Genomic DNA, 22459 nt, shown 5'->3' with positions numbered 1-22459 from the left:
GGTAATTGAATAATTTTTATCGGTGAGTATATGGTTGAATTTTGGGGAATTCTTCATGAATTATCTATAAATTTCGAGTTCAATAACCAACCACCATGAAGAAATTACTTTGCTTTTTATTATTGACAGTTCTGGGTTCTGCAATTACCTACGCTCAGGTAAAAGAAGAATGGAATACGATATTCCGGTCCATAAATGAGGAAGTCCAGAAAAATTCAAAAGCCTATGCTACTTTAAAAGAAGCCACTGAAACCATTGGGCATAGACTTACCGGCTCAAAAAATGGAGAAAAGGCAGAAGCTTATGCTTATCAGTTACTTAAATCTTATGGCTTTAAAAACCTGCGCTATCAACCTTTTGAAGTCGAAAGCTGGAGTAGGGGAACCATTCTCGTTGAAACAGGGGCAAATATGAATGCATTGAAAGAGGTAAAATCGGTTACGCTCGCACATTCTCCGGTATCAGCCGATATTAACCTTGAAGTAGTAGACATGGGAAATGGATTGGAAGAAGATTATCAATCTAACCCTGGAAAAGCGGAAGGTAAAATAGCGCTTGTTTACCTCGGTGTATTACCCGGATCAAAACCAGGAACAAGGAGTTTACATCGTTCAGAGAAAACAGCTCTTGCTACCAAATATGGTGCAAAAGGTATCATCATCATCAATACTGCAGATGGCGGTATTCTATTAACCGGAACAGCTTCGGTTACAGGAAAATTAATTCCTATACCAGCAGTATGTATCGGAAAAGAAGATGGTATGGCATTTAAAACAGCCGTAGCTGCGGGAAAACAATATGCCCATATTAAAATGACCAACTTCTCCGGCATGATTAAAGCAAGAAATGTAGTTGCTACGATTAAGGGTAAATCTAAACCAAATGAAAAGATTGTAGTTGGCGGCCACTTAGATAGCTGGGATCTTGCAACCGGCGCAATTGATAACGGAATAGGTTCATTCTCCGTTCTCGATATGGCCCGCACATTTATGGCATTAAAACTACAACCTGAAAGAACGGTTGAATTTGTAATGTTTATGGGTGAAGAAGAAGGCTTACTCGGGTCAAAAGCTTATGTTCAGGCAGCAGTGAAAGATAAGAGCATCGATAATATTCGTTACATGCTTAATTACGATATGACCAACGATCCAAAAGGATATTCAACAACTGCAGAAGAAAGTCGTGAATTATTCCAGGGCATCGGCGCAATTGCCAAAAGTATAGATACCAGTTTTACCAACCAGTTCAGAAGTGGTGCAGGCTTGCACAGCGACCACCAGCCATTTATGTTACATGGTGTACCTACTGGTGGTGCAGCAGGGGGTCGATTACCTAATAATGCCGGACCATGCTATCATGCAGACTGCGATGGGTTTAAACTGGTTGATGAACAAGGAATGAAAAATACTGTTCGATTCAACACCATGCTCTTATTTGGTATTGCAGATACTGATGTACTCAAAGCCAAACATTTTACGGATGCTGAGACAAGAGAATTTCTACTTAAAAGCAACCTGAAAGAACCGCTTAAGATTGCGGGTGAGTGGCGTTGGGAAGACTAGAGAACAGAAGAATAATGAATGTCCGATTTTGAATTTTGAATTTTGAAGTTGGACATTCATTATTTGTTATTCAATATTTGCTTCAGCACTTCAATCCTGCCATCAATTTTTTCGGGGTCATAGGTTAGGCCTAGTATAGAAGCGATGATTGGGTAAACGTGGATGTTTTCGAATCCATCAATTTTCATTCCTTTCTTAAATGCGGGCCCCCATGCCTGAAAGCTTGCCCTCATGTCTGGGATCGTTGGATCATAACCATGTTTCCCCGGACTGGTCCACTTGCCATCCTTGCTGAATATTTTAGGCAGCTTTGCAATTAGTATAATATCTCCAATACGGTTATGCCAATCGTCTGATACACTGTAGTGGAACTTTTTCGGCATGTCTTTTTTCCGATAAACATCATAATCTTTTGCAGTGTTGCTTAATTCCTTAAACATGGGTTCAATGTCTGCTGCATCTTTTGCATACAGTTGAACTACTGCACTTCCATTACTGATATCGAATTTTTTTCGATCAATCGAAGAGGGATAAGGCATTGTATTTTTATAATCAACTTCAGCCATTCCATGATCAGCTACAAAAATGAAATTTACCGGTAACCCTGATGCCTCGGCTACTTCCTGTAGTTTGCCAATGCTTTCGTCTACAAACTGCACAGCATCGGCAGCTTCTTTACTCTCTGGTCCATATTCGTGGGCGGCATGGTCTACTTCGGGGAAATAAAAACTGATAAAATGCGGCCTTATATCTTCCGGTAAGGCAAGCCATTGTCTTACTTTTTCGATGCGATCAGTTATGCTGATCTTTTCATTATAAATAAAATGGTAGGTTGGAAATGTATTTTGAATAGGTGCTTCAGATGCTACCCAATAGAAACTCGCTGAGACCATTGATTGCTTTTCTGCTAATACCCAGATAGGCGTGCCACCATACCAGTAAGGGTCTGGAACCATTTTTTTATTACTCATAGAATAAAACTCGGTTCTGCTTCGATCGTAAAAGCTATTATCTACCAATCCATGATGTGCAGGGTATAGACCTGTTACAATAGTATAATGATTTGGAAAAGTAAGGGAGGGAAAAGAAGGCGTCATATAATCCGCATAAGCTCCTTTTTTACGGAGAGACAACAAGTTTTTTGCCTGGTATTTTTGTGCAAAATCAGCCCGAAAACCATCGGCAGATATCAGTATAACATAAGGTTTTTGCTGCTGTTCAATACTATTCTTTCTTCCTTCGATGATTTGCTCGGTAGTGTCCTGAGATTTTACTGTACAGAATATTGCCAGCAAACAACAGGTTAGCAACAGCTTTTGCATTATAAAGGTTTTATGCAAAGCTAAGCACCAATGTTGGGATTCAGGTATCCGGATATTAGCAAATAATCAATTTTTACCCCATTTATGTTGCAGATACAGCGATATATAAATGGTAATAATGGCAGATAACATGCCACCGGCCAGATCAATGGGAAAATGTTGTGCCAGGTACACCCTTGAATAAGCAGCAGCCACTGCAATTAATAAACCAATTGGCATGATCCATTTTTTCTTAATAAAGAAACAGCCAAGCATGAAAACGGTAAAAACTGTGGTAGTATGGCCAGAGGGGAAACTGTTTAAGGTATGTAATGTTACACTTTCAACATGGTGAAATAATGTGTTGTCTGATATCGCAAGTGAAGGACGTGGGAAACCTTTAAAAAAGACATTCTTGCTAAGTTGGGCAATCAGTGTGGAAACAATAATAGCTGAAAAAGACAGTATCCAATAATCTCTTCTAAAGAAGAGTATACAGAGTGTTACCGGTACCCATATTATTCCATCACCTGCATAAGTCAGGTATTTGAAAAACTGATCTGCCACAGTTCCCAGATCGGCATTGAGCAATAGAAAAGCGTTTTCCTTTCCATACCACAAAGAAAAACCAAACAATAGGGCACTTAACATTAAAGTAATGCCAATTGCTCTTGATAGGTTTTGGGGCATATGACGCTTTGAGGAATTCACAAAGCGAAGAAAAGGAAAACGCTGCTAAACTGCAATTATCTTTATGCCACACCTGCCAGTTCCAGGCTTTTTTTCTTCAGCTTAACCACATCAAGGTTGTCGATTATGGGGTCCGCAGTAAGAATCAGAGAGCTGTTGTTCTCTTTCCACCAATTACTGTTGATTAGCTTGCTTACATGTAAAACACCAACCAGGTATTTTCTCTCTGCTTCTGCATGCCATTCTTCGATCCATTCAAATTCTTCCCTTGGAATATATTTCCAGTCATCAAAACTGATATATACTTTAAGGTAAAAATCATTGGTTAAAGTATGTGGTGTATGGTGGTATAATTTTTTATATTCATACCTGTAATTATACCTTAATGCGGCAATATCACTCAGTACAGCAGATGCAGTAGGGAAGCTACCTGCTCCTTTACCATAAAAGAATTGCTTATCGGCAAAACCACTTTCTATTACAACTCCATTGTATTCATTTTTAACAAATGATAATGGATCATCCTGTTTAACGAATTGTGGTAAAACGAAAGCCGCTACGGTACCGTTTTTAAGCTTTTTGGCCTGGGCAATTAATTTGATATCCAGATTTTTTTCTTTAGCTACAAGGGCATCGCTCAATTGAATATTTTGTATGCCGCTAAATAAAAGTTCTTCCGGTGTTGAAACAATACCATACGCATGGTTCAGTAATATAACCCATTTGTTCAAAGCATCATATCCTTCAACATCCAGCTTAGGGTTACTTTCCGCAAAACCGAGTTGTTGCGCAAGTAAGAGTGCCGATTGGAAATCGAGCTTATCCTCAAACATTTTGGTGAGTATAAAATTGGTTGACCCGTTCACAATAGCTTTGATGGAATGGAGAAGATCATTGTCATAATATTCTTCCAGGTTCCTGATTACGGGAATGGAGGCACAGGCAGATGACTCATATAAAAATGACTGGCCAGTTTGTTCCTGAATTTCCAGTAGTTCCTGTAAATGTTCTGCGATCATTTTTTTGCTTGCACTTACTACAGCTTTTCCATTTTGTAAAGCGGTAGATACAATTTCAAAGGCCGCATTGGCATCGTCGATTACTTCAACAATCACATTAATTTCAGGATCGTTTAAAAGTATTTGCCTTTCCGTAGTAAATAAATCGCCAGGGGCATCTCTTTTTTTATCGGCGTTTCTGATACAAACTTTTTTGATTGTTGCTTTCAGGGAAGGGGTTTGTTGTAATACTTTGTACAAGCCTTCTCCCACTACTCCAAATCCAAATAATCCAATTGTTAACTGTTTGTGTGCTTCCATTAGTTTATGCTATTGTTTGTGTTGAATATTTTGATTGTTTGTTTTTTATCCGGTCAAAACTCTCTTTAAGGTCATTGATCAGGTCTTCTGTTTCTTCCAGGCCGAGTGATAGCCTGATCAGGCTATCTGTTACGCCGGCTGCTCTTCTTTTTTCTGCCGGAATAGATTTGTGTGTCATATTAGCGGGATGAGATACCAGGCTTTTAATGCCACCCAGGCTTTCTGCGAGTTTGAATAATTGGGTGCTGGTAACAAATTCAATGGCTGCTTCTGCTGTATCTTCTTTGAGTGAAAAAGAAATAATACCACCAAAATTTTTCGCCTGTTTTTTCGCAATCTCATGATTGGGATGTGAAGGAAGCCCGGGATAATACACTTTATCAACCGCAGGATGTGTTTCCAGGAATTCAGCTACAGCCAAAGCACTATAGCAGTGCTGACGAATGCGTAGGTGTAATGTTTCGATACCACGAATAACCAGCCAGCTATCAAATGGCCCCAATATTGCACCGCATGCATTTTGAAGGTATTTAAGTCTTGCCCCGATTTCCTTGTCCTTCGCCACCACAATTCCAGCAATAAGGTCACTATGCCCACCAAGGTATTTGGTTGCACTATGAACTACAATATCAGCTCCCAGTGAAAGAGGTTGTTGAAGGGCGGGTGTTGCAAAAGTATTATCCACGCAAAGTAAACAGGCATTAGCTTTCGCAATTTTTGCTATTGCAGCGATATCTGAAATTTTAAGGGTTGGATTGGTAGGGGTTTCCAGCCAGATCAGCTTTGTATTGGGGGTAATTGCATCTACAATATTGGCTACATCAGTGGTATCTACATAATGCACTTTTATTCCAAACTGTTCGTAAACATTGTTGAATAACCGGAAAGCGCCTCCGTAAATATCATCAACCGCCACAATTTCATCGCCTGTCTTTAATAATTTTATTACGGTATCAATGGCTGCCAGTCCGCTTGCGAAAGCAAGTCCAACTTCACCTTGCTCCAGTTCAGCAATCAATTTTTCAAGTGTGGCCCTGGTTGGGTTTCCGCTGCGGGCATAGTCGTACCCTTTGTTTACACCTGGTGCATCCTGTACAAAAGTGGATGTTTGGTAAATGGGTACTGCAATAGCACCTGTCAGTGGGTCTACGGGAATACTGTGGATCAGTTTTGTTGCGTTGCTCATTGTTAAACAGTTTGCTCCTTTCAGATGAAAGGAATGATGAATGTTGTTAGTCAGTGTTTTTTTCGAAGCAACGAATCGAGAAGGAGAGCAGACTTACCGGGAGAGCATAAAAAAAGCTCACCTGGTAAGTCAGATGAGCTTGAACTATGTAGAACGGCGAACCGTTTAAAAATCAAACTATTACTCTGACTTATCTCTTTCCGCCTGGGGCGGAATCGGATTTGGCACCTTCGTACCGCTGAGTAAGCGATATGGGTTGCCAAGGCATCATCGGGCCAATTCCCTCTGCCTTTCTTGATAAGTTGTTGTGAAAAGAACTGATGCAAAAGTAGGGTAGCGGGAGCGAGATTACCAAATCTGTTTGGGAAATTATTTTGTTAATTCTCTGTAACCCTTTCCTGTAAAGCATTCGAACAAATAAAAAAATATTACTAACGACTGTTCAGGTGCAACATAATAGCTGCCCGGATGTTCCTATCTTTACTATTCAGCTATGGCAAAGAAGACGTTAAAAGAGACTAAAAAGGAAAATTCGCAATTACAGGATGATCAGATTGCGGTTTTTGGAGCGAGGGAACATAACCTTAAAAATGTTGACATCCAGATTCCTAAAAACAAACTGGTTGTATTTACAGGTGTTAGTGGTAGCGGTAAATCATCACTTGCATTTGATACTATTTACAATGAAGGCCAGCGCAGGTACATGGAAAGTTTCAGCGCCTATGCCCGTCAGTTTTTGGGTGATATGGAGCGCCCAGATGTAGATAAAATTACCGGGCTATCTCCCGTTATTTCCATCGAACAAAAAACTACCAATAAAAATCCACGCTCTACTGTAGGAACAGTTACTGAAGTGTACGATTTTATGCGATTACTCTTTGCAAGAATTGGTGAAGCATACAGTTATAATACTGGAAAAAAAATGACCAAATTCAGCGAAGAAGAAATCGTTGAAAACATCTTCCAGAAATTCAAACAAAAGAAAATCACTTTACTGGCGCCATTGATTCGAGGTCGTAAAGGACATTACAGGGAACTGTTTGAAGACATCCGTAAAAAAGGATACCTCAAGGTTCGGGTTGATGGTGAAGTAATTGATCTTACTCCAAAGCTTCAGGTAGACAGGTATAAGATTCATGATATTGAAGTTGTTATCGACCGCTTACAGGTAACGGATGATATGCGCGTAAGACTTAGTCAAAGCGTGCAACAAGCTTTAAAAATGGGAAAGGACCTGATGTTCCTACTCATAAATGATACCCATAAAACGGTTCAATATTCAAAACAACTGATGTGTGAGGAAACTGGCATCAGTTACGAAGAACCTTCTCCAAATGCTTTTTCCTTTAATTCTCCTTATGGTGCATGTCCAACCTGTAAAGGATTGGGAAATGTATATTCCGTAAGTATGGAGTCGGTTATACCAGACAAAACACTGAGTATTAAAGAGGGTGGAATTGCCCCTTTAGGCGAACAACGTGATGCCTATATGTTTCGTAATGTGGAAACACTGGCAAAAAAACATAAGATCAGCTTAGATAAACCGATTAAAGACCTGCCCGAGAAATCGCTCAATATATTATTGTTTGGTAATCCAGACGGTATCACGGAAGAAACCATCGACATGGAAGAAGTGTCTGGAGGAACACCTTATGATGGTGTTTTTGAAGGAATCGTTCCCATGCTTAAACGTTGGTTCACCGGAACAGGAAGCAGCGAATCGTTGCGGGAATGGGTAGAACAATTCATGGAACTAAATACCTGTCATGAATGTAATGGAGCGAGGTTAAAGAAAGAAAGCCTTTGGTTTAAAATTGACGATAATAATATTGCAACACTCAGTAACCTGAACCTGGATAAACTCTACCACTGGTTTGAGGGAATTGAAAAAAGATTGGATAAAAAACAAAATGTCATCGCAAAAGATATCCTGAAAGAAATCAGGGAAAGGCTACAATTTTTACTTGATGTTGGTTTAACCTATCTGTCCTTAAACAGACCTTCCAGAACCCTTAGTGGAGGCGAGTCGCAGCGTATCAGACTTGCAACTCAGATTGGATCTCAATTGCAGGGGATAACTTATATCCTCGATGAGCCCTCAATTGGTTTGCACCAGCGCGACAATCACCAACTCATTAAAGCCTTACAGAATCTGCGTAATATCGGTAATACCGTTCTTGTGGTGGAACACGATAAAGACATCATGCTGGCTGCCGATCATTTGGTGGATATTGGTCCAAGGGCCGGAACCTATGGCGGACAAATAGTAGCAGCAGGAACGCCCGCTGAAGTATTGAAAAGCCATTCAGAAACGGCTCAGTACCTTAATGGACAAAAACGCATTGATATACCATCGGAGAGAAGAAAGGGAAATGGTAAAATACTTGAACTAAAAGGCGCAGCGGGTAATAACTTAAAAGAAGTTAGTGTGCAGTTTCCATTAGGTAAGCTGATTGTAGTAAGTGGTGTAAGCGGAAGTGGAAAATCTACGCTCATCAATGAAACACTATATCCACTCTTATCAAAACATTGTTACAATAGCAGAGTGAGTCCTATGCCATTTAAAACCGTAAAAGGGTTAGAGCATATTGATAAAGTTATCGAGATTGATCAATCTCCCATTGGAAGAACGCCAAGAAGTAATCCTGCCACCTATTGTGGCTTCTTTACGGAAATAAGGACATTGTTTGCTTCTGTTCCTGAAGCGAAAATTAGGGGTTACAATGCCGGACGATTTTCTTTTAATGTAAAAGGTGGCCGTTGTGATATGTGTGAAGGAGGAGGAATGCGTGTAATAGAGATGAACTTTCTTCCGGACGTATATGTGCATTGCGAGAAATGTAATGGTAAACGATACAATCGGGAAACGCTTGAAATTCGATACAAGGGAAAATCTATCAGTGATGTATTAAACATGACGGTCGATGAAGCCTGTGAGTTCTTTCAACCTGTGCATTTTCTCTACCGTAAAGTAAAAGTGTTGCAGGATGTGGGATTGGGTTACATAACACTTGGTCAGTCTGCAGTAACCTTGAGTGGAGGAGAAGCACAGCGTGTGAAACTCGCTACAGAACTGGGAAAAAAAGATACCGGTAAAACTTTCTATATACTCGATGAGCCAACAACTGGTCTTCATTTTCAAGATATCCGTCACTTATTGGATGTATTGAATAAACTGGTAGAAAGAGGAAATACAGTATTGGTAATTGAGCATAACCTGGATGTAATTAAAGTAGCTGATCACATCATTGACCTCGGACCTGAAGGAGGTGATGGCGGCGGTCTGATACTCTTCGAAGGCACCCCCGAAGAAATGGTGCACAACAAAAAAAGCCACACAGCTAGGTTTGTAAAGGAGGAATTGGGACTATAGACCATAGACCATGGTCTATGGTCATCAAGCCCTAACCATTTCCACGTGCTCAATGCCATCTTCCAGGTACATTTCGCTTGCCTGAATAAAGCCGAGTGACTCATAAAACTTTTTCAGATATAACTGAGCCCCGATTCGAATGGGTTGGGGACCGAATAATTGGTGAGACTTTTCAATTGCATGATTCATCAGTTCCTTACCGGCTCCAGTGCCCCTGTAAGCAGGGGAACTAACAACCCTCCCAATCGAAATCTCTTGGAAGGCAAGTCCTGCAGGCAACAGACGGCTATAAGCTACCAGCTTATCTCCATCCCAACCAATAAGGTGCCAGGAAGAATAGTCTTTCCCATCGGGATCCAGGTAGGGGCAGTTTTGTTCTACTACAAATACTTCACTTCTGAGCTGCATAATAGCATACAGTTCATGTGGGGTAAGCTCATCAAAGCTTTTACATTGCCAATTATAAGCGCTCATAAAGGAATATCTGGTTGATCCGGGCAAAAATAATGGTAGTACCATATTTATTTCACAACTTTGGCCCGCTAAGAATAATTTATTTTTTGTACGAAAGGAATATGAAAAAACGAATAGCCATAATTGGCGCAGGCCCGGCAGGTTTAACTGCAGCCTATTTATTAGCCAAAGACGGACAATCAGTAACTGTTTTTGAGAAAGATCCTCAATACGTTGGAGGTATTTCCAGAACTGAATCCTATAAGGGGTATCATTTTGATATTGGCGGGCATCGGTTTTTTTCAAAATCAAAAGAGGTAGAAGACTTTTGGACAGAAATACTGGGCGATGAAATGCTGGAAAGACCCAGAAGCTCCCGCATTTATTATAACCATAAATTCTTTTCATACCCACTTGTTGCGTTTGAAGCTTTGAATAAGCTTGGAATTATTGAAAGCGGACTTTGTGTATTGAGTTACCTCAAAGCAAAATTGTTTCCGATTAAAAATCCTGCAAATTTTGAAGACTGGGTAACCAATCAATTCGGGAAAAGACTCTTTAATATTTTCTTTAAAACTTATACCGAGAAAGTTTGGGGAATACCCTGTAATGAAATAAGTGCTGATTGGGCAGCTCAAAGAATTAAAGGGTTGTCACTAAGCAGTGCCATCTGGAATGCACTCGTAAAACCTTCTAAAAAAGCTGGAGATAAAGATAAAGTAATCAAGACCCTGATTGATTCTTTCCGTTATCCTAAACAAGGACCAGGAATGATGTGGGAAGTATGTGCCGAGAAAGCCAAAGCAAATGGCATGGTGCTTGAAATGAACTGCGGCGTTCAGCAAATTCAGTATGAACAGCAAAAATGGTCAGTAGTAACGAATAATAAAGGTGTGTTCTCGGATTTTGATTATGTACTTTCTTCCGCACCCATGCGTGAACTTGTTGCAAGCGTATCACCTGCATTTGCGCCATCAGTGCTAAAATCTGCTGCATCATTAGGTTATCGCGACTTTTTAACAGTAGTATTAATTTGTCGCGATGAAGACGCATTTAGCGATAACTGGATTTATATTCATGACCCAAGCGTTAAAGTGGGAAGAATACAAAACTTCAAATCATGGAGCCCATACATGGTTCCCGATCCTGAAATGGCCTGTTACGGATTGGAATATTTCTGTTTTGAAGGAGATGGTCTCTGGACGAGCAGTGATGAAACGCTGATTGAACTTGGGAAAAAGGAAATTGAAAAAATTGGTCTAACCAATGCGACCTCTGTAGTGGATGGTTATGTAGTACGTCAACCTAAAGCTTATCCGGTATACGATCAGGAATACAAATCTCATGTGGAAAGCATTCGTCAGGCTATAAAAGCTTATCCAGGCTTATACCTGGTAGGAAGGAATGGTATGCACAAATACAATAACCAGGATCATAGTATGATGACTGCAATGCTGGCCGCAAAAAATATTATTGCAGGTGAAGAAATTTACGACCTGTGGGAAGTAAATGAAGATGCGGAATACCATGAGGGCGGCAACAGGGGAACAGGCGATCAGGTAGCAGGAGCGGGGAGAATGATACCGCAAAAAGTAAACAACTGATAAAGCTTAAAAAGCTTGAGATTAGCTGCGAGTTTAGCGTAGGATAGAACACGGATTTTCATGATTTTCAAGATTTATCATGATAGATCTTGAAAATCATGAAAATCCGTGTTCTATTAAGTTAATAGCAGTATACTCGAAACAAGCACCCATCAAGGCTTGTAGCTTGCGGCTTGCAGCCTGAAGCTAATATCTAGTTACCCCCGGAGTAGCGATGGGATAAAATCCATCTGCATTAGGTACTACAGGAGGCATGGCATCCCATGCATAAGTTTGAGGTGATAAATTCAATCCTGAATTAATGGCCTTGTCCCAGGTAATTACCTGACCACTATAAGTAGCCATACGACCAAGAATGGAAGTCATGGTGCTTTTAGCACCGTTTTCTGCATCATGGAATTTGTATTCACCTTTAGCGATGGCAGCAAATAGTTCATCATGTTCGGTCTGGTATGGATTATTCTCCGTTTTTTTATCAAACTCATACAATACTTTTCCTTTGCCATCGGTAATATTCGCTTTACCAAATGCGATCCTTCCTTTTGTGCCGATTAATAATTCATCAACACGACTCATAGTGCCAGGAATATGTCTGCACTGGCTATTTAGTATGGTTCCGTCAGCATATTCAAATTCTACAAAATGGTGGTCGAAGATTTCACCATGGTCTTTTCCTTTGCGCACCTGTCTGCCACCCATTCCCTGTGCTTTAACAGGGTAGCCATCCTTGAACCAGTTAATCACATCCAGGTTATGTATATGTTGCTCGGCAATATGATCGCCACAAAGCCATACAAAATAATACCAGTTACGCATTTGGTATTCCATTTCTGTTTGTCCGGCTTTACGAGGTCTTACCCATACACCATCATTGTTCCACCATGCTTGGGCGGAAGTAATATCACCAATCATATCTTTTCGGGAAAACAATTCACGGTAAGAGTTTTGGTAACGTCTTTGTAATCCAACCACTACATTCAATTTCTTTTGTTTTGCGATGGCAGCGCTTGCCAACACTTTCTGAACCCCGGCAGGATCTGTCGCTACCGGTTTTTCCATGAACACGTGTTTGTTCTGCTTAATGGCTTCTTCAAAATGTATAGGACGGAAACCGGGAGGAGTTGTTAGAATAACTACATCCGCTAATGGGATAGCTTTAGCATAAGCATCGAAACCGGCAAACCTTCTTTCTTCCGGTACATCAACTCTTTTTTTGGCTTCTTCTGTTAATTCATCAGACATAAGATTTTGGTAACACTTGTCTACATTGTCCTTAAACGCATCGGCCATAGCAACCAGCTTAACGTTTTGTTTACTCATTAATGCCTGCATGGCTGCACCAGTGCCGCGACCACCGCAACCAATCAATGCTACTTTAATTACATCATCTGCGCCGGAAAAATAATTGGCTTTGGATAATAGAGGAGCAGCAATTAATCCACCTGCAAGTAAAGAGGATTGTTTCATGAAATCCCTGCGGGATTTTTGACTGGCATCGTTGTTCATGGTGAGTAGTTTTAAGGATTATATACCAAGATAGGAAGTGAAAAATTGATTGATTTCTTCCGCTGAGGGTTGTTTTAATGGTCTTACAATTCGGAACCCTACGGTTCTTGCATCCGTAAGCCACCATTTACTTTTAGGAATTTGAGGATCCCTTCTGTTCCAGGACGGAGCTGATTGATACCGCCTTGTAATACTTAAGTCAGTAGCAGATTCAGTAAAACCACCGCCACGCAAAACCTTTGGATAGCGACTGCTGTTAGGCGCAACCACCGGATCTGTTTTTTGTATGGTTTCATACCGCTTTTCTTCATAGTGATCTAATGTCCATTCCAAAACATTGCCAAGCATATCATATAAACCCCAGGCATTGGGCTTTTTTTCTCCAACCTTATGAAACTTGTCGCCACTGTTTTTTTCATACCAGGCATAGTTCTCTATTTGTGAACTATCGTCCCCGAAATAATACCTTGTTGTTGTACCTGCCCTGCAGGCATATTCCCATTCTGCCTCAGTTGGTAATCGATAAAAGATACCAGTTTGCTGATATAACCATCTGCAATACATCAGGGCAGCATGTTGCGACATACTATTGGCAGGATATCCGCCTTCTTTTCCCATGCCCCAACTGAAATCAATGTACTGTGGACTTGGACGTGTTATTGCATCTACATCTGAGTTTTGGCTAGTTTTTTCATCTTTCAGGAAAACATCAAATTCATCCCGGGTTACTTCATAGGCAGACATCCAGAATGCTGAAATATGAATTTTTTGTTGGGGACCTTCATTTGTATTGCTGCTCTTATCGGATGGCTGGCTTCCAATGATAAAATCACCCGCTTTAACAGGAACCATTTTAAACCGGAAAGCACTACCCGGAATTTCCTGCTCGTATGTGTTGAAAGCTGGTTGTCCTATCAAGGAAGAAGTTAGAATCGATACAACAATCAACAAGCCAATTTTTTTCACGCGCAATACATTATTTAGGATAGGGAAGATAATTTTTTATCAAAAGAGCCAGACATTTTTGGGTGAATTTATTTCCAGTAACGGTAAAAATTTTTAGAAGCGTGGGTGATTACCCGCCCATTCGATACTTCTGTGATTAAAATAGCCGCATTCATAAATTTAACCAGCTTTAAGGCTTCCTTTATTGATAAGATACTGCATGCGGTAGCCAGCCAGTCTGCATCCTCTCCTGAACCAGCTATCACCGTTACATTTCTTGGGGTTTGAATGCCATAGCCAGTCCGCGGATCTATGATGTGGGAGTATTTTTTCCCTTCATGCTCAAAATATTGATAGATGCTTCCTGATGTTGCAATGGCCTTGTATTCCAGCGTAAGTTTTTTTTGAAATAATTGATCGGTAGTCTCTGGTAGCACAATTCCTATTTGCCAGCCCTTTGTTCCTTCAGGAGCTTCGCCAACTGCTATATCTCCGCCGGCATCAATCATTACCTGTCTGATACCTTTTGAATAAAAGAGTTCGAGTAGCTGATTCGCCATGAATCCTTTACCAATTCCGCCAAAGTCGATCGACATACCCGTTTTTTTTATCCATACAGTACTTTTTACTCTATCTATATAAACAAGTCCAAAATTCACCAGCTTTTTCTTTTCTTCAATCTCTGTAGTTGGAAATATATTTTCTTTCCTTGCTTTACGCCATAGCTTACTCAATGGTCCGATACTGGCATCAAAAGCACCCCTGCTATGGTGATGTGCCATTCCTGCATGCCACATGAGTCTGAGTAGGAGTGGAGACACAGTGATTGGCTCTGCTGAACCCGATGAACTGTTTAATCTGCTAAGCTCACTGCTTGTATCGTAATCGCTGATGATGGCATTAATGCTATCCGTTAGTGCATATGCTTGTTTTGCCAGCTTAGCTGCTTTTGCAGAATCGTCACACATCATTATAATGCGTAGGGGAGATCCCATTTTCTCGGCTTCAAAAACATATTTCTTTAATTGAGCATTAACTGAATTAGTGGTACAGATGAGCAGTAGGAAAAAAATAAAGAAGGGTAAAAATCTAGGGCAGTTTTTTCTCATGTTGGTAGCCTGCAATTTGATTAAAGTTCTGTTTTTTTATTGATTTATTTATTACTAAAAGCAGGTCAATAAAGAAAGCCATCTGTATTTGCAGATGGCTTTCTTGTATTTAATCCGACACCAATCTCTATGATTTGCCAGTATTAGAGTTGTTGATTGATGGTATAAATTTTATTCTAGCATTGGTATAACTATCTTGCAACCCCAGGCACTACTGCCAGACTCTCATTTCCTGTTTCGTTAACCGATTGAACGGCATAGAAATAGTTGTCTTTGGAGAAAGGTAAATTATAACTGGTATCAGTAGTAAAAAACTTCTTTTGCCAAACCGGACTGGTTGTTTCTCTTACAAGCACATAATATCCTTTTGTTTTACCCGTTTTCGGAGCTTTCCAACTGATCGAACTGTAGTTGGTAAGTCTTCCAGCTTGGATCTTAACATCTTCTGGCATTGCTGGTGCTTTTGATAAGTTGGCAAGGTTACTGAGATTCATGGCAGTATTCTTACGCAGGTATTCAAAATCCATAAACTCAGGAAGGTCGCCGTACTGGATACCATTTTCAACACGAACATTCTGGTGCTGATGATAATAATTTTCATTCATTTCTGTAAAACGAACTGCAGCATACCCCTGTTCAATAAATGAAGTATGGTCACCACCACGAAGGAAACGGTCATTTCTATAAATCATTACTACTTCCAGATTGTCCACATAGCGTTCGCCAATCTCTTTTGCATATCGTGCCAGTTGACGTGCTTTTCCATCATTCTCTAAACCTAATTGACGGATATTGCGAATATTCTTTTCTGTTTCATAAGCAGGAATTCCTTCACTAAAAACACGTATACGGGTATTATCAATAATATTTGTTTCACTGGTATTATTACTACCCATGATATCATTATTCAGCACCGCTTCAATATTCCAGCCCTCGGTTTTTGCTTTGGTAGCCATGAATTTTGCACCTAATAAACCTTGTTCTTCGCCACTCACGGCTACAAAGATGATCGTTGCCGGAAAACTGCGCTGGCTCATAACCCTTGCACTTTCAATAACGGCGGCAGTTCCGCTGCCATCATCATTAGCACCAGGTGCATCACCTACACGATCCAGAACACTGGAGCGCATATTGTCGAGGTGACCACTAATCACAAAAATTCTTTTATCAGCCGTATCGGTTCCTTTCAGAATGGCCATTACATTACCTAACAGAATGGTGGTATCAACCCTGCCGCCTTTCTGAAGAGTAGTAGTATCAATATAAGCGGTTAACCTGCCATTCGATTTTTTAGCGAATTCATTAAACTTTTGCAGTACCCAGTTTCTTGCTGCACCAATACCCCTGTTAGGGTCTGATTGTGTACTCAGGGTATTTCTGGTACCGAAACTTACAAGTTTGTAGATATAGGCTTTCAGAGAATCGGCATTTACTTCTTTCACCATTTTCTCAATCTCAGGGTCACGTTGTATAATGGTTTGAGCGTGTGTAGTAGTTGTAAGGGCTACAAAACCAGTAACAATAATTAAGCGTAATATATTTTTCATAATGCAGAATTGGGTATTAAATCTATGAATAACATGGCTCATTACCATTTGTTTAGTGGATGAGTCGGTAAAAGAGGTGTTCGTTAGGGTGAAAATGTCTTAAACATATCTCTGCGTAAACTCCCTGTCCTCTTGTTCTCTGCGGTGCCTTTCCTATCGTTACCTTGAAGAAGGAAAGGCACCGCAGAGAACAAGAGATAACAGCGTTTACGCAGAGGAGTTAGTAATTGTATTTATCCTTCCATCTTTCTTTGAGGAATTTGCGGAGTTCCTGTTCTCTCGCGTTATTGCCCGGCTCATAAAACTTGGTTCCGGCTATTTTATCGGGTAAATATTCCTGCGGAATAAAATTACCTTCTCCCATATGTGAGTATTGATACCCTTTTCCATAATTCATGTTTTTCATGAGTTGGGTAGGGGCATTGCGAATATGCATGGGAACAGGCAGATCCCCCTGCTTTTGAACTGTGGCAATAGCCATATCAATTGCAACATAAGCTGCATTACTTTTAGGGGAAGAAGCGAGATAGGTGGCGCATTGTGAAAGAATGATCCGGCTTTCCGGGTAACCAATTTTATTTACCGCATCAAAACTGGCATTGGCCAATAGTAGTGCATTAGGATTAGCATTACCAATATCTTCACTCGCAAAGATCACCATTCTTCGAGCTATAAATTTCACATCCTCTCCTCCTTCAATCATCCTTGCGAGCCAATAAACTGCACCGTTGGGATCACTGCCACGCATACTTTTGATAAAGGCAGATATAATATCGTAATGCTGCTCACCCTGTTTATCGTAAAGCGCAACTTTCTTTTGCGCTACTTCCATTACCAGTGAATCGGTTATACGAATATCTTTTGTGTTTTGTTTGAGGCTGGCTGTTTGTACCACAAGCTCAAATAAGTTCAATAATTTTCTGGCATCACCTCCGGAAATATTGATCAGGGCGGCAGTTTCTGCCAGTTCAATTTTATAAGCTTGTAACAAGCTGTCTTTGGAGGCAACCTCCTGTAACAACCTGATGAGATCCGCATCTTGTAAAGCTTTCAACACATATACCTGACACCTGCTTAATAAGGCACTGTTAACTTCAAAAGACGGGTTTTCGGTAGTTGCTCCAATAAGTGTAATGATTCCTTTTTCAACAGCGCCTAATAGTGCGTCCTGCTGGCCTTTGTTGAAGCGATGAATTTCATCTATGAATAATACCGCACCCGGACGATGTTTCGCTTCTTCAATAACTTCTCTTACATCTTTTACTCCACTGCTGATGGCACTGAGTTGAAAATAGGGAGCAGCTAGAGTATGGGCTATAATATTGGCGATAGTCGTTTTACCAACACCTGGTGGGCCCCATAAAAGCATAGAGGGTATCCTTCCATTTTCAATGGAAGTTCTCAAAATACTTCCTTTGCCTGTCAGGTGTTCCTGTCCAACAAGGTCGTCCAATACTACCGGACGCATTCTTTCTGCTAATGGAGCTGCCGTATTCACTATTGAAAATTACGAAAAAGAAATGAGGCTATTGTTGTGCGGGAGGCATAAACAAGTGTGCGAATTTTTTTAACATACCCAATCCAAGTATCACATGGGTTAGTATAATCACACTTGTTACAAGCATAAAACCTGCTACACCTTTCAGCATGGAAACCAGTAAATCCGGATCCATACCTTTTGGCAAATTAGGCTGGGAATCGATCATTTGAGTAACAAGGTCGTTTAAAGCGACCGGACCAAGGGATAATATGCCTATTGAATTCACCAAAAACATAGAACCCAATGCCAGACTAACATATGCATTTACTTTAACCCAATCTTTAAGTGAGGGCTTACACCTTGCATTGCGTTCGATGCCTGATCTTAGAAATTTCAGGGATGAAAAAGTATAGATTACAATACCCGCAAACAGAAACAGCATTAACCACATGGCTGGATTAGCCATAGCCGGAATAAGCAGCAGTAAATCCAGCAATCCAAAAAAGCAGGCAATCGGAACCAGTACATAAGTGAGTATTCGAAATATTTTAAGTGCCAGCATAGCGTTATTGTTGTTGCCCCGCAAATGTATCAATTATAATGGCTGGTACCTGTGTATTTTGTTGTTCTAAATAAACATCATTCAACTCTTCAAATTTGGCTCCGTCTTCATAACCTACGGAAACATATACAGATAAAGATTGTTGGGCCGGTCCTTTAAAAGTGCCTTTTACCGGGCTGCAATCATTAAAATCGCGACCTACGGCAAGCTTTACGTGATGCTGTGTAACCACTACATTATTTGTTGGGTCAACACCCAGCCAGCCATATGCGGGTACATAGGCTTCTACCCAGGCATGGGTTGCACCTTCACCGCGCATGCCATTTTTATTGGGGCAGATATATCCGCTGACATACCGGGCTGGTATATTCATTCTTCGCAATATCTCCAGCATTACATGGGCGAAATCCTGACAAACACCTGCTTTTTTCTCCAAAATTTCATCCACACTAGATTCAATCGTAGTAATACCTTTTATATAGGTGAAATGAGTATACACAAACTCGCAACAATCTTTGATGATCATTGCTACTTGCTTGTCCTGATGAAAAATAGCAGCAGCATAACGTTGTATTTCCGCTTCAGCAAGAATGGGCGTTGCAGTGCTTAGGGATAATAAGTGCATATCCTGTTCGGCAACAGTAGGTAAACTGTCTGGTAAACTGCCAGGAATTGCTTTTGTTGTCCAATCAGCCGTTTTGATTTTTAACCTGCTGTCGATGATCAACTCTTTATGTGGGGGTAGCAGGTTAAAACTTCCTTTCTTGTTGTTCCAGTAATCATAGGAAATAAAAACTTCGGGATTGCCGGTGATAAAAATATCGTGTTGTAATATTTCCTGGTGCGCATCAACATAAGGATATATCTTGATTTCATTCACACTCTCTTTTACAGGCCTGTCGTATTGGTATTTGGTGATATGTTGAATCGTGAAAATGGGCATGAATAAATTACTTTATGCGTACGAAAAATAGAGCTGACCAAACTGTCTGGTAAACTCATTTAAATGTTGCCTTACCTGTAACAGAAAATTGTCAAGTCCTGCTTCTGCTACAGCCTCCAGATCAGAATACCTAACGTAACTATTAGTTCTTCCAAAAGATCGTGTAATGGCAGCACTCCCTTCAATTGGATTTGAGATCGCAATATCCGATAAATATTTATGCGCACGTTCTAAAGCATAATATAAAGACCTCGGAAAATGTTTGTCGAATAAAACCTGTTTGGCAACATTATAATTATGGTGTTGGTTGCTGTAATTTTTCAGGTGATGTTCGTAGCCGGATAAGGCGAGTAATAATCCACGCCAGAAAAGAATATCCTCTTCCTGCTGTAAATTATAGTTTGTTTTTTTGAAGAAATTATAGGTGAATTCAACCGTTAACAAACATCTTTCTGTGTATTTACCGAGGTTCATATAGTTCCATCCCTGCCCCCTGGGCATGGTGCTGTCTGTGATGCCACAAAACTGATCACTTTGGTTAATAAAGGAATCTATCACGAGTATTGCATCTTTGCCCTTCAGTTTTTCCTGTGTGGAAGGATGGTTGATCAGGTGGTATATCAGGTTGATTTGTTCCCAAACTTCTTTGGTAATCTGATCCTGCACGCCTCTTGCATTTTCGCGTGCACGGGTAAGGATCACTTTTAGGGAATTCTGGTTACTGGTGTCGAGCAGTAAATATTTTAGTGCAGCGGCATTGTCTTTTTTTAAGATATTGATTTCATCGGGAGGTAAACTGGTAAATATTTCTAATGCTGGTTGCCATGTTATCGCACTTGTTTGAACTTTATCGAATGAAAGGATATAACTGGTCTTAAGCAGTCGAAGCAAGCCATCTGCTCTTTCCATATATCTGTGGAACCAGTATAAAGAATCTGCTATTCTACTAAGCATTTTATTTCAAAATTGACTTTATAAATAATTTTATCACGACCTAATCATTTTCGGGTATATCTACTACCCAGGTATCTTTACTACCACCTCCCTGCGAAGAATTGACCACCAGTGATCCTTCACGAAGCGCAACGCGGGTAAGTCCACCAGCGACTATTTCTATGCCGTTAGGAGAACACAATGCATAAGGACGAAGATCAACATGTCTTGCGCGTAATTTACCGTCAATCAAACAGGGTACGGTAGATAATTGTATGATGGGCTGTGCAATAAAATTTCTTGGGTTAAGCAGTATAGCGGCTTTTGCTTTTTCAAGTTCAGCTTCACTTGCTTTATTACCCATAACCATACCATAACCGCCCGATTGGTTGGTTTCCTTAATGACCATTTGATCCATGTTCGCGAAAACATATTGTCTTTCCTCTTCATTTTTTAATTGATAGGTAGGTACATTAGGTATGATGGGTTCTTCATTCAGGTAATAACGTATCATAGCAGGCACATAGGCATAAACTGCTTTATCATCAGCGACGCCATTACCCAGGGCATTCACGATCGCTACATTGCCTTTCCTGTAAGCACTCATCAACCCGGGTACTCCCAATGCACTGTCTGGCCTGAATACAAGTGGATCAAGGTATTCATCATCAATTCTCCGGTAAATGACATCAACCTGTCGGAGTCCTCCGGTAGTTTTCATATAAACCTTGTGGTTATCGACCAGCAGGTCCCTTCCCTCTACTAATTGAATGCCCATTTGTCGGGCCAGGAATGTATGTTCAAAATAGGCGGAGTTAAAAACCCCGGGTGTAAGTAATACAACCATAGGGTTGTCTACTTTTCTGGGCGACATGGCAATCAGGTTGTCATGTAGCAAAAGGGGGTAATTATTAATCATCCGAACATTACTCTGCGCCAGTAAATCGGGGAATAATCTTTTGGTGACTTCCCTGTTTTCAAGCATATAAGAAACACCTGAAGGCGTACGCAGGTTATCTTCCAGGATATAAAAACTACCATCTGCTCCGCGAATCAGGTCAATGCCGGCTATATGCACATAGATATCATGTGGTACATTAATGCCAAAAACTTCTCTGGTAAAATGGGGACAGGAAGCAATAAGCGATGCAGGGATGATACCATCTTTTAATATCTGCTGTTCATGGTAAATATCTTTCAGGAATAAATTGAGTGCCTTTAAGCGCTGTTTTATACCTGTTTCAATTTGCTCCCATTCTTTATTGGTGATTACTCTTGGGATGATATCATAAGGAAAGATTCTTTCGATACCCTCATTGTCGCTGTATACGGTAAACGTAATACCCTGACTCATAAAAAGTTCAGCGGCCATTTTATCTTTTTGCTCGAGTTCGGTTAAGCTTAAGCTGCTGATTTCATGGCAAATTGAGTGATAAGGTAGTCGTACGGCATCCATTTCCTTCATCTCATCCCAGGATCCCGGTCTGGTTTGGTATTGCTTGAATAAGTCTTCATGCATAGGCAGTTATTTGTCAGGTATAAACAAAAAAAGTTGCATTCCCTACAATGGGGAAGCAACCTAGTTGAAGATACAGAAATAAAATGGGGTCTCCAAAAGCGAGGGGATTAATGTCTGATGTCTGATGTCGGATTTGAGGAGGGCACTTTTGGAAAGTTTTAGAACTTTCCAAAAGTTTGAGTTTAGGCGGGTTCACAATTTAGTTAGTTGCTCCGGTGGCGTTTGTTTAGCCACAGATTCACAGATTAATCATTTATAATCTGTGAATCTGTGGCTTATATAAATCAACCTTAATTTTTCAGATCCAGTTTAATTTGTAACTCGTCAAATTGTGGTACATCAATGCTGCTTGGCGTCTGGCATCACACAGGGTTCAAATTAGGGTCTAAAAAACAGATACATAACTTTCTTAGGTATATTCCAAATT

The 22459-nt window shown here is 40.4% G+C and carries 17 protein-coding genes and 1 riboswitch; of the genes, 3 read left to right on the top strand and 14 right to left on the bottom strand.

Annotated elements, in window-relative coordinates; translation table 11 throughout:
• Positions 1–95 precede the first annotated feature (95 nt).
• The gene (locus tag ACH30E_RS14930) at positions 96–1562 is read left to right on the top strand and encodes a M28 family peptidase (RefSeq protein WP_490825464.1); all 1467 of its coding nucleotides are present in this window, start codon (positions 96–98) and stop codon (positions 1560–1562) included.
• A gap of 59 nt (positions 1563–1621) precedes the next feature.
• On the opposite strand, the gene ACH30E_RS14925 is transcribed toward ACH30E_RS14930, so the two are convergent.
• From ACH30E_RS14925 to ACH30E_RS14910, 4 genes are all read right to left on the bottom strand, one after another.
• Positions 1622–2884 carry an alkaline phosphatase family protein gene (locus ACH30E_RS14925; protein ID WP_490825463.1) on the bottom strand — a complete coding sequence of 421 codons (1263 nt, stop codon included), beginning with the start codon at positions 2882–2884 and terminating at the stop codon, positions 1622–1624.
• 66 nt (positions 2885–2950) lie between these two features.
• Positions 2951–3553, bottom strand: coding sequence for a phosphatase PAP2 family protein (locus ACH30E_RS14920; RefSeq protein WP_490825462.1), 603 nt, complete (start codon positions 3551–3553; stop codon positions 2951–2953).
• A gap of 62 nt (positions 3554–3615) precedes the next feature.
• Positions 3616–4872, bottom strand: a complete 1257-nt coding sequence (locus ACH30E_RS14915; protein WP_294996639.1) for a homoserine dehydrogenase — start codon at positions 4870–4872, stop codon at positions 3616–3618.
• A 4-nt stretch (positions 4873–4876) separates the two neighbouring features.
• Positions 4877–6058, bottom strand: a complete 1182-nt coding sequence (locus tag ACH30E_RS14910; RefSeq protein ID WP_490825461.1) for a trans-sulfuration enzyme family protein — start codon at positions 6056–6058, stop codon at positions 4877–4879.
• 187 nt (positions 6059–6245) lie between these two features.
• Positions 6246–6362, bottom strand: a riboswitch (SAM riboswitch).
• Positions 6363–6551: 189 nt separating this feature from the next.
• On the opposite strand from ACH30E_RS14910, the gene uvrA reads away from it, so the two are divergent.
• The gene (uvrA, locus tag ACH30E_RS14905; protein WP_490825460.1) at positions 6552–9431 is read left to right on the top strand and encodes an excinuclease ABC subunit UvrA; all 2880 of its coding nucleotides are present in this window, start codon (positions 6552–6554) and stop codon (positions 9429–9431) included.
• Between the two features lie 24 nt (positions 9432–9455).
• On the opposite strand, the gene ACH30E_RS14900 is transcribed toward uvrA, so the two are convergent.
• Positions 9456–9905 carry a GNAT family N-acetyltransferase gene (locus ACH30E_RS14900; protein WP_490825459.1) on the bottom strand — a complete coding sequence of 150 codons (450 nt, stop codon included), beginning with the start codon at positions 9903–9905 and terminating at the stop codon, positions 9456–9458.
• 101 nt (positions 9906–10006) lie between these two features.
• Here ACH30E_RS14900 and ACH30E_RS14895 point away from each other — a divergent pair, with 101 nt between their 5' ends.
• The gene (locus ACH30E_RS14895) at positions 10007–11488 is read left to right on the top strand and encodes an NAD(P)/FAD-dependent oxidoreductase (RefSeq protein ID WP_490825458.1); all 1482 of its coding nucleotides are present in this window, start codon (positions 10007–10009) and stop codon (positions 11486–11488) included.
• Positions 11489–11674: 186 nt separating this feature from the next.
• Here ACH30E_RS14895 and ACH30E_RS14890 read toward each other — a convergent pair whose 3' ends face one another.
• The 9 genes from ACH30E_RS14890 to ACH30E_RS14850 all read right to left on the bottom strand — a co-directional run bounded on the left by ACH30E_RS14890 (position 11675) and on the right by ACH30E_RS14850 (position 22032).
• Positions 11675–12994 (bottom strand): Gfo/Idh/MocA family protein, encoded by a 1320-nt coding sequence (locus tag ACH30E_RS14890; RefSeq protein WP_490825457.1) that lies wholly within the window; start codon positions 12992–12994, stop codon positions 11675–11677.
• Between the two features lie 18 nt (positions 12995–13012).
• Positions 13013–13960 (bottom strand): formylglycine-generating enzyme family protein, encoded by a 948-nt coding sequence (locus tag ACH30E_RS14885; RefSeq protein ID WP_490825456.1) that lies wholly within the window; start codon positions 13958–13960, stop codon positions 13013–13015.
• 68 nt (positions 13961–14028) lie between these two features.
• A complete protein-coding gene (locus ACH30E_RS14880; RefSeq protein ID WP_490825455.1) occupies positions 14029–15048 on the bottom strand; it encodes an FAD:protein FMN transferase in 1020 nt (339 codons plus the stop codon).
• A gap of 191 nt (positions 15049–15239) precedes the next feature.
• Positions 15240–16595, bottom strand: a complete 1356-nt coding sequence (locus ACH30E_RS14875) for a M20/M25/M40 family metallo-hydrolase (RefSeq protein WP_490825454.1) — start codon at positions 16593–16595, stop codon at positions 15240–15242.
• A gap of 220 nt (positions 16596–16815) precedes the next feature.
• Complete coding sequence (locus tag ACH30E_RS14870) at positions 16816–18093, bottom strand: replication-associated recombination protein A (protein WP_294997138.1); 1278 nt, start codon at positions 18091–18093, stop codon at positions 16816–16818.
• Positions 18094–18121: 28 nt separating this feature from the next.
• On the bottom strand, positions 18122–18661 hold the full coding sequence (locus tag ACH30E_RS14865; RefSeq protein ID WP_490847353.1) for a hypothetical protein: 540 nt from the start codon (positions 18659–18661) through the stop codon (positions 18122–18124).
• Positions 18642–19580, bottom strand: a complete 939-nt coding sequence (locus tag ACH30E_RS14860) for a transglutaminase family protein (RefSeq protein ID WP_490825452.1) — start codon at positions 19578–19580, stop codon at positions 18642–18644. Before ACH30E_RS14860 ends, ACH30E_RS14865 begins: the two co-directional genes overlap by 20 nt.
• A 12-nt stretch (positions 19581–19592) precedes the next feature.
• Positions 19593–20534 (bottom strand): alpha-E domain-containing protein, encoded by a 942-nt coding sequence (locus ACH30E_RS14855; RefSeq protein WP_294997132.1) that lies wholly within the window; start codon positions 20532–20534, stop codon positions 19593–19595.
• A 40-nt stretch (positions 20535–20574) separates the two neighbouring features.
• A complete protein-coding gene (locus ACH30E_RS14850) occupies positions 20575–22032 on the bottom strand; it encodes a circularly permuted type 2 ATP-grasp protein (protein WP_294997129.1) in 1458 nt (485 codons plus the stop codon).
• Positions 22033–22459: the final 427 nt, after the last annotated feature.

Source organism: Sediminibacterium sp. FW305-C-61 (assembly GCF_058231065.1).
Note: the sequence above shows the minus strand (reverse complement) of the source record. Positions and strands in the feature narration are given on the sequence as shown.

What these genes read in the sequence shown, in the direction of transcription:
- ACH30E_RS14930 (WP_490825464.1), top strand. Translation starts at nt 96, where the DNA reads ATGAAGAAATTACTTTGCTTTTTATTATTGACAGTTCTGGGTTCTGCA.
- ACH30E_RS14925 (WP_490825463.1), bottom strand. Translation starts at nt 2,884, where the DNA reads ATGCAAAAGCTGTTGCTAACCTGTTGTTTGCTGGCAATATTCTGTACA.
- ACH30E_RS14920 (WP_490825462.1), bottom strand. Translation starts at nt 3,553, where the DNA reads ATGCCCCAAAACCTATCAAGAGCAATTGGCATTACTTTAATGTTAAGT.
- ACH30E_RS14915 (WP_294996639.1), bottom strand. Translation starts at nt 4,872, where the DNA reads ATGGAAGCACACAAACAGTTAACAATTGGATTATTTGGATTTGGAGTA.
- ACH30E_RS14910 (WP_490825461.1), bottom strand. Translation starts at nt 6,058, where the DNA reads ATGAGCAACGCAACAAAACTGATCCACAGTATTCCCGTAGACCCACTG.
- uvrA (WP_490825460.1), top strand. Translation starts at nt 6,552, where the DNA reads ATGGCAAAGAAGACGTTAAAAGAGACTAAAAAGGAAAATTCGCAATTA.
- ACH30E_RS14900 (WP_490825459.1), bottom strand. Translation starts at nt 9,905, where the DNA reads ATGAGCGCTTATAATTGGCAATGTAAAAGCTTTGATGAGCTTACCCCA.
- ACH30E_RS14895 (WP_490825458.1), top strand. Translation starts at nt 10,007, where the DNA reads ATGAAAAAACGAATAGCCATAATTGGCGCAGGCCCGGCAGGTTTAACT.
- ACH30E_RS14890 (WP_490825457.1), bottom strand. Translation starts at nt 12,994, where the DNA reads ATGAACAACGATGCCAGTCAAAAATCCCGCAGGGATTTCATGAAACAA.
- ACH30E_RS14880 (WP_490825455.1), bottom strand. Translation starts at nt 15,048, where the DNA reads ATGAGAAAAAACTGCCCTAGATTTTTACCCTTCTTTATTTTTTTCCTA.
- ACH30E_RS14875 (WP_490825454.1), bottom strand. Translation starts at nt 16,595, where the DNA reads ATGAAAAATATATTACGCTTAATTATTGTTACTGGTTTTGTAGCCCTT.
- ACH30E_RS14860 (WP_490825452.1), bottom strand. Translation starts at nt 19,580, where the DNA reads ATGCCCATTTTCACGATTCAACATATCACCAAATACCAATACGACAGG.
- ACH30E_RS14855 (WP_294997132.1), bottom strand. Translation starts at nt 20,534, where the DNA reads ATGCTTAGTAGAATAGCAGATTCTTTATACTGGTTCCACAGATATATG.
- ACH30E_RS14850 (WP_294997129.1), bottom strand. Translation starts at nt 22,032, where the DNA reads ATGCATGAAGACTTATTCAAGCAATACCAAACCAGACCGGGATCCTGG.